This is a genomic window from Streptomyces sp. NRRL B-24572, assembly GCF_002156145.1.
Classification (GTDB): domain Bacteria; phylum Actinomycetota; class Actinomycetes; order Streptomycetales; family Streptomycetaceae; genus Streptomyces; species Streptomyces vietnamensis.
On the sequence record NZ_MWIG01000389.1, the window covers coordinates 1 to 11143 of the forward strand.

The 11143-nt window shown below is 72.1% G+C and carries 11 protein-coding genes and 1 pseudogene; 2 read left to right on the forward strand and 10 right to left on the reverse strand.

The annotated features are described in order from the left end of the window. Window positions 1–469: pseudogene (locus CCN56_RS22950) on the reverse strand (LuxR family transcriptional regulator); the annotation flags it as partial. A gap of 190 nt (window positions 470–659) precedes the next feature. Here CCN56_RS22950 and CCN56_RS22955 point away from each other — a divergent pair. Both CCN56_RS22955 and CCN56_RS22960 read left to right on the forward strand, forming a co-directional pair. Further along, entirely contained in the window at window positions 660–2051 is a 1392-nt protein-coding gene (locus CCN56_RS22955; RefSeq protein ID WP_086829575.1) for an aldehyde dehydrogenase family protein, read from the forward strand. A gap of 20 nt (window positions 2052–2071) precedes the next feature. Then, entirely contained in the window at window positions 2072–3151 is a 1080-nt protein-coding gene (locus tag CCN56_RS22960; RefSeq protein ID WP_086829577.1) for a Zn-dependent alcohol dehydrogenase, read from the forward strand. 83 nt (window positions 3152–3234) lie between these two features. Here the strand turns inward: CCN56_RS22960 and CCN56_RS22965 are convergent, their stop codons facing one another. The 9 genes from CCN56_RS22965 to CCN56_RS23005 form a co-directional block, all read right to left on the reverse strand. Beyond that, window positions 3235–4164: a PDR/VanB family oxidoreductase gene (locus tag CCN56_RS22965; RefSeq protein WP_086829590.1), complete on the reverse strand. Its 930-nt coding sequence runs from the start codon at window positions 4162–4164 to the stop codon at window positions 3235–3237. A gap of 2 nt (window positions 4165–4166) precedes the next feature. Beyond that, window positions 4167–5618, reverse strand: a complete 1452-nt coding sequence (locus CCN56_RS22970) for a cytosine permease (RefSeq protein WP_086829579.1) — start codon at window positions 5616–5618, stop codon at window positions 4167–4169. Further along, entirely contained in the window at window positions 5615–5929 is a 315-nt protein-coding gene (locus CCN56_RS22975) for a Rieske (2Fe-2S) protein (protein ID WP_086829580.1), read from the reverse strand. Before CCN56_RS22975 ends, CCN56_RS22970 begins: the two co-directional genes overlap by 4 nt. Continuing rightward, on the reverse strand, window positions 5926–6795 hold the full coding sequence (locus CCN56_RS22980; protein WP_086829582.1) for an iron-containing redox enzyme family protein: 870 nt from the start codon (window positions 6793–6795) through the stop codon (window positions 5926–5928). The genes CCN56_RS22975 and CCN56_RS22980 overlap by 4 nt, the downstream gene beginning before the upstream one ends. Continuing rightward, the gene (locus CCN56_RS22985; RefSeq protein WP_086829583.1) at window positions 6792–7598 is read right to left on the reverse strand and encodes a dihydrodipicolinate synthase family protein; all 807 of its coding nucleotides are present in this window, start codon (window positions 7596–7598) and stop codon (window positions 6792–6794) included. The genes CCN56_RS22980 and CCN56_RS22985 overlap by 4 nt, the downstream gene beginning before the upstream one ends. A gap of 24 nt (window positions 7599–7622) precedes the next feature. After that, window positions 7623–8159 (reverse strand): DUF6190 family protein, encoded by a 537-nt coding sequence (locus CCN56_RS22990; RefSeq protein ID WP_086829585.1) that lies wholly within the window; start codon window positions 8157–8159, stop codon window positions 7623–7625. Further along, a complete protein-coding gene (locus tag CCN56_RS22995) occupies window positions 8149–9327 on the reverse strand; it encodes an aminotransferase class I/II-fold pyridoxal phosphate-dependent enzyme (RefSeq protein ID WP_086829586.1) in 1179 nt (392 codons plus the stop codon). Before CCN56_RS22995 ends, CCN56_RS22990 begins: the two co-directional genes overlap by 11 nt. Window positions 9328–9546: 219 nt before the next feature. After that, a complete protein-coding gene (locus tag CCN56_RS23000; RefSeq protein ID WP_041128444.1) occupies window positions 9547–10248 on the reverse strand; it encodes a DsbA family protein in 702 nt (233 codons plus the stop codon). Between the two features lie 39 nt (window positions 10249–10287). Continuing rightward, window positions 10288–11143, reverse strand: an 856-nt coding sequence (locus tag CCN56_RS23005) for an MBL fold metallo-hydrolase (protein ID WP_256962097.1), incomplete at its 5' end; no start/stop codon positions are given.

The following is an 11143-nucleotide window of genomic DNA, read 5'->3' on the forward strand; positions in this document are numbered from 1 at the left end:
CCCCGCACACGCCCCGGCCGACGGAATCCAGCCGCTCCGTCGGCCGGGGCGTGTGCGGGGTCGGACCGTCCCGGGTGCGCCGTCCGCCCACCGCACCCCACGGGCCCATGCCACTCGCCGGCCCCGCCGGACACGGCAGGGCCTCCGCCAGGGCGGTCGCCCGCTCGAACCCGGCCGCCGACTCCCGCTCCCGGCCGAGCGCCACCAGGGCGTACGGCGCGCACCACCCGGTGTGCGAACCGGTGTCCCGCACCGCCGTCCCGGCGAGCTCGCGGGCCGCGTCCACCTCCTCCACCAGGAGGTGGAGTTCCGCGAGGTTCGCCCGCTCGAAGACCGTCGCCGTCCGATCGCCCGGGCGCTCCGCGAGCGCCGGCGCCCGGCGGCCCGTGTCGATCGCCTCCCGCAGCCGCCCCGCGCCCGTCGCGGGCGGTCGTCCAGCCGGATGCGGGCCCCGAGCGAGGGTGGGCATCCGCCAGTTCCAGGGGCGTACTCCTGTACAGGACCGACGTGGACAAGGCCCGGACCGGGGCGGCACGATCGAGCGACGCCGTGGCGTGCCCCCGGGTGAGACCGGGGGCACTCCGGCGGGCCCTGGCGCCAGAAAACTAACAGCGCTAGTTTGGGGCGGACGAGGAAGCGGCAACGTGAGGAGACAGCGGATGAAGGCCCACGACGCGATGTACATCGGCGGGGAGTGGCGCCCCGCCTCCTCCACGGACACCATCCCGGTGATCGACCCGGCGACCGAGCAGGTCATCGCCCACGTCCCGGCCGGCACCGCCGAGGACGTCGACGCCGCCGTCCGTGCCGCCCGCGCCGCGCTCCCCGGCTGGGCCACCACCCCGCCCGCCGAGCGCGGAGCCCGGATCGCCGCCCTCCGTGACGCGCTCGCCGCCCGCGCCGAGGAGATCGCCGCCACCGTCACCGCCGAGCTCGGCGCCCCGCCGCAGCTCGCCGCCGCCGTCCACGCCGGACTGCCGATCGCCGTCGCCGGCTCGTACGCCGAACTCGCCGCCACCCACCCCTTCGAGGAGAAGGTCGGCAACTCCACCGTCTACGCCGAGCCGGTCGGCGTCGTCGCCGCGATCACCCCCTGGAACTACCCGCTCCACCAGGTCGTCGCCAAGGTCGCCCCGGCCCTCGCCGCCGGCTGCACCACCGTCCTCAAGCCCGCCGAGGACACCCCGCTCACCGCGCAGCTCTTCGCGGAGGCCGTCCACGAGGCGGGCATCCCGGCCGGCGTCTTCAACCTGGTCACCGGCCTTGGCCCGGTCGCAGGGCAGGCGCTCGCCGAGCACCCCGACGTGGACCTCGTCTCCTTCACCGGCTCCACCGCCGTGGGCAAGAAGATCGGCGCCCTCGCGGGCGGGGCGGTCAAGCGGGTCGCGCTCGAACTCGGCGGCAAGTCCGCCAACGTGATCCTGCCGAGCGCCGACCTCTCCAAGGCCGTCGCCGTCGGCATCGCCAACGTCATGTCCAACTCCGGTCAGACGTGCAGCGCCTGGACCCGGATGCTGATCCCCGCCGACCGGTACGAGGAGGCGGTGGCGCTCGCCGCCGAGGCCGTCGCCAAGTACGTCCCCGGCGAGCGCGTCGGCCCCCTCGTCAACGCCAAGCAGCAGCAGCGCGTCCGCGGCTACATCGAGAAGGGCGTCGAGGAGGGCGCCCGGCTCGTCGCCGGCGGCCCCGAGGCCCCGCGCGAGACCGGCTACTACGTCTCCCCGACCGTCTTCGCCGACGTCACGGCCGACATGACCATCGCCCAGGAGGAGATCTTCGGCCCCGTCGTCTCGCTCCTGAAGTACGAGGACGAGGACGAGGCCCTCGCCCTCGCCAACGGCACCGTCTACGGCCTCGGCGGAGCCGTCTGGGGCGAGCAGGCCGAGGCCGTCGCCTTCGCCCGCCGCATGGACACCGGCCAGGTCGACATCAACGGCGGCCGCTTCAACCCGCTGGCCCCCTTCGGCGGCTACAAGCAGTCCGGCGTCGGCCGGGAACTCGGCGCGCACGGCCTCGCCGAGTACCTCACGACCAAGTCCCTCCAGTTCTGAGCGCAGAAGGAGCGAACAGCGTGATCCGCGCCGCCGTCCTGCCCGCCGTCGGCTCTCCCCTGGAGATCATCGGCATCGAACTCCCCGAGCCCGGCCCCGGCCAGGTCCGGGTCCGGCTCGCCGCCGCCGGGGTCTGCCACTCCGACCTCTCCCTGTCCAACGGCACCATGCGCGTGCCCGTCCCGGCCGTCCTCGGCCACGAGGGCGCCGGCACCGTCGTCTCCGTCGGCGAGGGCGTCACCCACGTCGCCCCCGGCGACGGCGTCGTCCTCAACTGGGCGCCGTCCTGCGGCAGCTGCCACCCCTGCTCGCTCGGCGAGGTCTGGCTCTGCGCGAACGCCCTGACCGGCGCGGCGAACATCCACGCCCGCACCGAGGACGGCAGGGACCTCCACCCCGGACTCAACGTCGCCGCCTTCGCCGAGGAGACGGTCGTCGCCGCGAACTGCGTGCTGCCCGCCCCCGACGGGGTGCCGCTCACCGACGCCGCCCTGCTCGGCTGCGCCGTCCTCACCGGCTGGGGCGCCGTCCACCACTCGGCCCGGGTCCGGAGGAACGAGACCGTCGCCGTCTTCGGCGTCGGCGGCGTGGGCCTCGCCACCCTCCAGGCGGCCCGGATCGCGGGCGCGTCGACGATCGTCGCCGTGGACGTCTCCCCGGAGAAGGAGGCGCTCGCGCGGGCCGCCGGGGCCACCGAGTACGTCGTCGCCTCCGAGACCACCGCCAAGGACATCCGGAAGCTGACCGGCGGCCAGGGCGTCGACGTGGCCGTCGAGTGCGTCGGCCGCGCCGTCACCATCCGCACCGCCTGGGAATCCACCCGGCGCGGCGGCCGCACCACGGTCGTCGGCATCGGCGGCAAGGACCAGCAGGTCACCTTCAACGCCCTGGAGATCTTCCACTGGGGCCGCACCCTGGCCGGCTGCGTCTACGGCAACTCGAACCCGGCCGAGGACCTGCCGGTGCTCGCCGAGCACATCCGGGCCGGCCGGCTCGACCTCGGCGCCCTCGTCACCGAGCGGATCACCCTGGACGGCATCCCGGGAGCCTTCGAGAACATGCTCGCGGGCAAGGGCGGTCGCGCCCTGGTCGTCTTCTGACCCCTGACGGTGCCCCCTGACGGACTGATGCCCGTACCGGCAGACCCACCGGTACGGGCATCCGCGTATCGGAGGACGCCGCGTCACAGATCCAGGACGAGGCGCCCGCCGCGCGAGCGCCCCACGCAGATCATCATCGTCGCCCCCGAGGCCTTCTCCTCCTCGCCGAGGACGGAGTCGTGGTGCTCGGGCGTCCCCGCGAGCACCTTCGTCTCGCAGGTGCCGCACCAGCCCTCCTCGCAGGAGTACGCGACACCCGGCACCACCTCCCGCACGGCGTCGAGCAGGCTCCGTCCGGGCTCCACGCGCAGGACCCGCCCGGTCCGCCGAAGCTCGACCTCGAAACCGCCCTCGCCGGGCGACTTCTCGACGGGGTCCGCCGCCCCGAACCGCTCCACGTGCAGCGGCCCGGCCCACCGCTCCTCCACCGCCCGCAGCAGCCCCTCCGGGCCGCAGCAGTACACGGCCGTCCCGGCGGGCTGCCCGGCCAGGACGGCGTCCAGGTCGGGCAGGCCCTCCGTGTCCTGCGGGACGAGCGTGACCCCGGGCAGGACGGAGAGCTCCTCGCGGTACGCCATGGAGGCGAGGCTCCGGCCGCCGTACAGCAGCGACCACGAACCCGGCGGCAGGGAGCGGATCATCGGAAGGAGCGGGGTGATGCCGATGCCGCCCGCGACGAACAGGTACCGCTCGGCGGGCACCAGCGGGAACCGGTTGAACGGGCCCCGCACCCCGAGGGGCGTGCCCTCCCCGACGGCGGTGTGGAGCTCCTCGGAGCCGCCCCGGCCCGCCGGTTCGCGCAGCACCCCCAGCCGGTACGCACTCCGGTCGGCCGGGTCGCCGCAGAGCGAGTAGTGCCGGACCGCCCCGGACGGCAGCGTCACCTCCAGATGGGCTCCGGGCTCCCAGGGCGCGAGGTCGGCGCCCGTGGGATCCGCCAGGAGCAGCCCCCGTACGCCTTCCGCTTCCTCGACGACCGACCGGACCGTCAGCCGGACCGTTGGCACGGACATCATCACCTCGCAGCTCGTGACGGCGGAAGGAGCGGCTCCGGCCACACCCGGCACAGGGCCCCGTACAGCACGGCGGCGACCACGAAAGAGGCCGGCAGGCTCAGGTCGACCCCGCCGGTGAGGCCCGTCAACGGGCCGGTGTACAGCGGGTTGTTCACCCACAGGACGCCCACGGCGGAGCCGATCGCGAAGGCCGTGACCGCTCTCGGGTTGACCCCGCCCGTGTACCAGTAGCGCCCGCCGCCGCCCGTGGCGAACGCGCGCAGCGCCTCCGCGTCGTACCGGCCCCGGTGGAGCACGTACCCGACGGAGAGCACGGCCGCCCACGGCGCGACGACCGTGAGCAGCAGCGTCACGAACGCCGACATGGCGTCCATGGCGTCGTACACCACCGCCCCGAGGTACAGCACGGCCGCCGCGAGCAGCGCGACCACCGTGGTCACGGCGGCCCGCGAGGAGCGCCAGAAGACCGAGTTGGCGGAGAGTCCGGCCGCGTACAGGCACAGACCGGCCTGCGGCAGGGTGCCCGCGAAGCCGAAGACGACCACCGCCACCGCGAACCAGCCCGGCACCGCGTCCGTCAGGCCCTGCAGCCAGGGTTCGTCGGGCACGGGGAAGAGCGTCGTCACGTACGCGCCGGTGAGCAGCGCGGCGAGACTGCTGAGGAACATCGAGATCCCGCTCGCCCGCACCACCCGGCCGGTGGGGGTGGAGGCCGGCATGTAGCGGGTGTAGTCGCCCTGGAAGGTGGCGTACGACAGGGGCACGGTCGCGGACGCGGTCGCCGCGAGCAGCCAGGTCTGAAGGGTGCTGTCCAGAGCCAGGCTCCCGCCGGCGTACCCCGCGTCGAACTCCGGCGCGAGCACGAGCGCGGTGCCGAGCAGGACCGCCCCGCCGGTGACCGCCGTGATCCGGTACGTGCGGACCAGCGTCTCGTGGCCGCGCACGGCGACGAGCGCGACCGCCGCCGCCGTCACGAACATCGCCACGGTCAGCGCGCCCGGACCCGTCGGCGTGTCGAGCAGTCGGTGCCCCGCGACCATCACGGCCGTGCCGCCCGTCCACACGGCGATCGCGAAGAAGCCGAGCGCCGTCACCACCGTGATGAGGTTGCCGACGACCCTGCCCCGCACCCCGAAGTGCGCCCCGCTCGCCACCGGATCGTTGGTGCCGGTGCGGACGCCGAACCGGGCGAGTGGCGCGAGCAGCGCCGTCCCCACGGCGACGCCCGCCGCGATCGCGGTCGCCGAAGCCCACCAGCCCAGGCCGAAGACCACGGGCAGCGCGCCGAGCACCACCGTGCCGAACGAGAACTGCGCGGAGGGCCAGATCCAGCCGAAGTCGGCCGGCGTCGAGGTGCGCTCCGCCTCGGGCACCGGTGCGATGCCGTCGTGGTCGACCGCCGCACGGGGCGGCGTCGCGGTGGACGCCGCCCCGGTCGGTGTGGTGGTCATGAGGCGCCCCCGGAGGGGACCTCGGGACGCTCGTCCTGGCCGGGCAGCACGTCGACCACCCGGAGGGCGGCGCAGGCCGCCCCCGAGATGCGTTCGCCGCTGGTCAGGTCGAAGGTCGTGTGGTGCAGGGGGCAGGTGATCCGCAGCCTGTCCCCGTCGACCCTGCCGTACTTGAGCCGGCCCCCGCGGTGGGGACAGAGGGCGGCCGCGAGGACCTTGCGGCCGCCGACCTCGACCAGGACCAGGTCCTCGGTCACCTGGCGGACGACGGGCTCGCCGGAGCCCCGCCGTCCGGCGGGCACGGCCGTCATGCGACGGTCTCCCGCGCCCGCGCGATCGCCGTCTCCGTGGCCTCGCCGACGATGTCGGAGGCCAGCCGCACGCCCGCCCAGATCTTCGCCAGGTCCGGCTCGTCGAGCGCCCTGATCGCCGTACGCATGTGATTGCTGTGGTACGAGTCGATGTAGAGGTGCTCGGTGTAGTAGGCGTCCTTGACGATCCCCAGGCGCCGCGCCGCGCGGGCGAAGCTCTGGAAGGCGTACAGGACGCTGGTCTCGAAGTAGGCGTACGCCCCCAGGAAGTACTGCGGGGACGGCGCCCGGCTCGCCAGCCAGTGGAACATGTTGACGTACGCGTAGCACTCCGGTGCCGTCTCGTCGAGGTAGTCGTCGAGGTCGAGGCTCATGCCGAGCTCGGTGAGCAGGTCCCGGTAGAGCTGGGAGTGCGCCTTCTCCTCGTTGCCGCAGCCGAGTTCGTCGATGAGGACCCGGAAGACCGCCATCGCCGAGCGGTACGGCAGCCGGGGGACGACCGGGAGCAGCGACTCGGACTCGGTGAGCCCGTCGAGCGCGAACTGCCGCACGATCACCTTGAACTGGTCGAGCGTGGCGTGCTCGGCGAGGAAGACCGCGCTCTCCGGGAGGGCGGCCTCCTCCTCGGCGAGGAACTCCTTGAGTGCCTGGAGCAGTTCGCCGGCCGAGCCGAACCGGGGCGCGGAGGACTCGTAGGCCCGTGCCTTCGGCAGGATCCACCGCTCCTCGATCGCGGTCATCGAGCCGTAGTCGCCGAGGTTGGGCACCCTCCGGTAGAGGGCGTGGAGTTCGCGCTGGGCGGTCGCGGCCGGGGCCGCGACCGAGTGCGCGGCCACCGGAACCGCGGAGGCGGGGGTGGTGCTCATGCCGCCTTCGCCTCCTCGTGCGTGGTGGGGGAGCTGATCACGCCGCGCGCGTGGAGTTCCTTCTTGACCCAGCGGTACCAGTCGTCGAGGAAGACGCCGTACTTCTCGCAGACGGTGTTGATCTCGGCCTGGCGGTCCGGGGTCGGGTCGACCAGCATCGCGTTGCACAGGCCGGGTTCGAGGTTGGCCAGCGGGCCGATGAAGCCCTGGATGCCGCGGGCGTCGACGAGGAGGTTCTCCCAGCCCTCGAAGACCGGGATGCCCGTGCCGGCCTCGGCCATCCGGCGGGTGAAGGCGGCGTCGCCGCTCGACTCCTTGATGCCGACGATCCCGGGGATCTCCTCACAGATCCGGATCAGGGTCTCGAACTCGATGCGATTGCCCGACAGCGCCTCCTCGTTGTAGAGGAAGATCGGTATGTCGAGGGCCGCGCGGATCGCCCGGTAGTGCTCGACGATCTGCTCCTGCGTCACGTCGGCGCCGAACGGCGTGGTGACGACGACGGCGTCGGCGCCGATCTCGGCGGCCGTGCGGGCCCGGTCGATCACCGAGGCGGTGTCGGGGAGCTGGATCCCGGCGAGCACGGGCAGGCCGTCGGCGTGCTTGACGGTGTACGTGACGACGTCCTGCCACTGACGGGCGTCGAGCTTCCAGCCCTCGCCGGAGGTCAGGGCCGGCATGAGGCCCGTGACCTCGGTCCTGATGTGGTCCAGGAGGCGGACGACGCTCTGCTCGTCGACGGTGCCGTGCTCGTCGAGCGGGGTGATCAGCGGGACGACGGTCCCGGAGTAGGTGCCAGGCATGAGTGGGTGCCCTTCGGAAGGTGTTCAGAGGGTGTCGGAGTCGACCGTCAGCACCAGCGAGCGCCGGTAGAGGTCCTCCAGGTACGCGGGGAAGGCGGGCTCCGCGCCGGTGCCGAGCGGCACGACGGGCAGGTCGGCCCTCCCGAGCAGCCGGGGGCTCGCCGTGTGCAGCGCCCCGCCCCGGCCGATGACCTGGGCGAGGAGCAGGCGCTCGTGCGTGGGCAGGCCTTCGAGCGCGGGGGTGGTGAAGGCCCGCCGCAGGTCGTCCTCGTCGTACGGGACGCGGTCGATGGCCAGGTCGGTGTGGAGGACGTCCATGAACGGGTAGTACTCGTCCTGGACCTTCCGCTCGTAGCCCCACACGAGGTCGTCGCAGCGGCCGACCTGCTCCCAGTTCATGACGACCCGGCCGGCGTCCCCGGCGGCGAGACGGGCCGCGAAGAAGGACTTGGCGGCGGTGCGGACGGCGTCGTCCTCGCTGTGCATGCCCATGAAGAGGGTGGCGTCGACGAACACCGTGGGGGCGTGCCCGACGGTCTCGGGGGTGGTGTCAGCCGGCATAGCGCTCGAGCACCTTCCGCATCCGCTCCATCGCGCCGGCGAACACCTCGGGCTCGCGGGCCAGGGCCAGGCGGACGAAGCGCTCGCCCTTCTCCTTGGTGTTCCAGTAGAAGAAGGTGCCCGGCAGGACGTACACCTCCTCGTCGAAGAGGACGGCCTGCAGCTGGGTGGCGGTCAGGTGCTCCGGCTTGATGCGGAACCAGGCGACGCTGGTGCCGACGACCGGCTCCTGGAACTCCAGGATGGTGCCGTCGAGGGCGGCGCGGGCGGCGTCGCCGTTGGTCTTGATGATGTCGCGGACCGAGGCGAAGCCGTCGCTGATGGAGTCCTCGATGTACTGCGTGACCATGTTGAGGACGAACGGAGACACGTTCAGGAGGACGCTGGTGTGGAGGTTGTAGACCTCCTCCTGGATGTCCCGGCTGGCGGTGATCATGGCGCACTTGGCGTCCTGGATCGGCCAGGTCTTGCCGGTGTCCTCCATGACCATGTAGGTGACGCCGGACTCCTCCAGGAGCTTGTAGATGTCGACCCGGCCGATGCCCTCGTCGCACAGCGCGAAGGAGGCGAAGCAGAAGTCCATCACCAGGACCTTGTGGTGGTCCACGCAGTAGCGCACGACCTCGGCGAAGCCCTCCAGCTTCTCGGCGAGCAGGGTGAACCCGGTCGGGTTGTTCGGGTCGACCAGGTAGATCGCGTCCGCGTCGATCGACTCGACCAGACGGTCGTAGATGGCGTCCTTGTCGTGCAGCACCGACTCGTCGACCGGCCCGAGCGGCACCTGCATGTTGCGCAGCAGGTCGACCAGGTTGTCGAAGCAGGGCTCCACCAGCTGCACCGACATGCCGCGCTGCTTGAGGAACATGCCGGCCACCATCGTGGAGACGCTGGCGGAGTACGAGAGGAGCGTGCGGTCCATCGCCCGGGCGGTGGGCTGCTGGTGCAGGCGGAAGAAGGCGTCGACGAACTGGCGCTCGAAGTGGGCCTGCTGCTTCGACTCGGACTCGTGCCAGAGCTCGGGGAGCCGCGAGACGATCCGCTCCTGCGAGGCGGACTGACGCTGGTGGGTGTGGGCGTCGGCCAGGTTGAACCGGGTCTTGAGGGCCTCGATCTCGTGCTGGGTGAGGTCGACGAAGGTGCTGACGTCTGCCTTGTCGGTCAACGACATGAAGAACTCCTGCTTTCGATACGAAACTCGTCCGGAATTCCGGCGGCGTAAAAAACTGTAGGAGCTTCGAGCGGCCTTGCGAATAACGGCGGGGTCACGCAATTAATAATCACCGCGATGTTTTACGGCAGAAAAAAAGGAACGACGATCAGGCATTCCGCGGATAGGAATGCCTGGCCGTCGTTCCTGTTGTTCGACCGCCGGCGGCGGCTTGTCCGTCTATTCCGTGGCGGCCCGCAGCAGGATGTCCTCGTACACCTTCGGGTCGTCGGAGGCGATGACCGGCCAGCCGATGCCGTACGCCCCCTCCCAGCCCACGTCGATGCCGGGGTTGGCGTGGTCGGAGCCGTCGGGCAGGAACAGGTGGGGGCTGCAGTTCACGCGGTCGCTCCTGGACAGCGCGGCCTGGTCGGAGAGGGCCCGGCGGGCCCGCCCGTCGTCCAGGGCCTCGGCGAGGGCGTCGACGTCGACGGCGCCCGTCTCCGCGGCCACGTCCAGGATCACCTTGCGGTGGCTGATGCAGCGCGATTCGGCCCAGAAGGCCCGGCGCAGCCCGAGGTCGAGCTGCTCCGAGGCGTTCAGGCTCTGCTCCTTCGCGGCGAGCACCGCCTCCAGGGCGGGCAGCGTCGTCGAGGGGTACAGCCAGTCCTTGGCCTGCCACAGCTGCCAGCCGGCGGCCGGCTCGAGGCTGGCCATCCGGGCGACCTCGCTGTCCGTGCCGGGGCGCGGGCTCGGGGCGTCGTTCAGCAGTTCCAGGGGGAAGGCGCGCAGGTCGAAGGAGACCTGCTCCTCCAGGCCCAGGCGGGCCCGGGTGGCGTGCAGCCGGTGGATGGCGATGTGCGCGAAGGAACACCAGATGTCGGAGAAGACGGTGACGACTCCGCGCGGCGGGGTCAGATCGGCGGTGGTCGGGTCGGACATGGTTCTCCTCGGTTCGGGTGCGCGGGCGGGGAGCGGTGCTCAGCCGGCGGTGGACTCGTGGGCGTCCAGCGCCGCCTCGAGGTCGAGGTCGGCGTCGGGCAGCCAGGCGGGCAGGGACGGGATGCGGGCCATCGCGTCGAAGAGCCGGGGTACGGCGGCCTCCTCGACGGTCGGCCCGTGGGCGCTGAGGAGTCGTGCGGGCCGCAGCGCGGCCAGTTCGTGCACGGGCCGGAGGAACTTCGCCTCGTCGACCAGTGCGGTCCACGGGGCGATGGCCCGGTTCAGTACCTCGAACCCGTGGAAGAATTCCTCCTCGGAAAGGTCGGTGAAGTCCTGGCGAATTTCTTCGACGACGGTGCCGAAGCTGTCGGAGCTGTAGAGCGTTCCATCGGAATGGTCGAACACGGCGAGGGTTCCCGGTGAATCGAAGGTGGGCGGCCGGTGAAAACTCAGCTCACGATCGCCGACTTTCACGCGACTTCCCGGGTTCGCGGTTACTACCCGTTCCTGGGGAATGCTGAACTCTTCCGATATTCGCGTCAGTGATATCGCGTTGGCGAGCACCTTCGCGTGCGGCGCGGCCTCCAGGATCCGGGCGAGCGCGCCGGTGTGGTCGCGGTCGTCGTGGGTGACGACGACCCAGCGCAGATCGGCCGGGTCGATCAGCGACCAGAGGGAGTCCAGGAAGCCCTCCCGGTCGACGGGCATGCCGGTGTCCACGAGGAGCGGCTGTCCGGACCGTACGAGGAAGGCGTTCACCGGCTGGTCGCCGAGACCGGGGATGGGCAGGGCCGAGGGAAGGACGTGGATGTCCGGCCCGGCGGTGTAGGGCGTCTTCACGAGCAACCTTTCATCGGGCACCGAGCGGGCCGGGGCCCCCGGGCGGGGCCCGGGG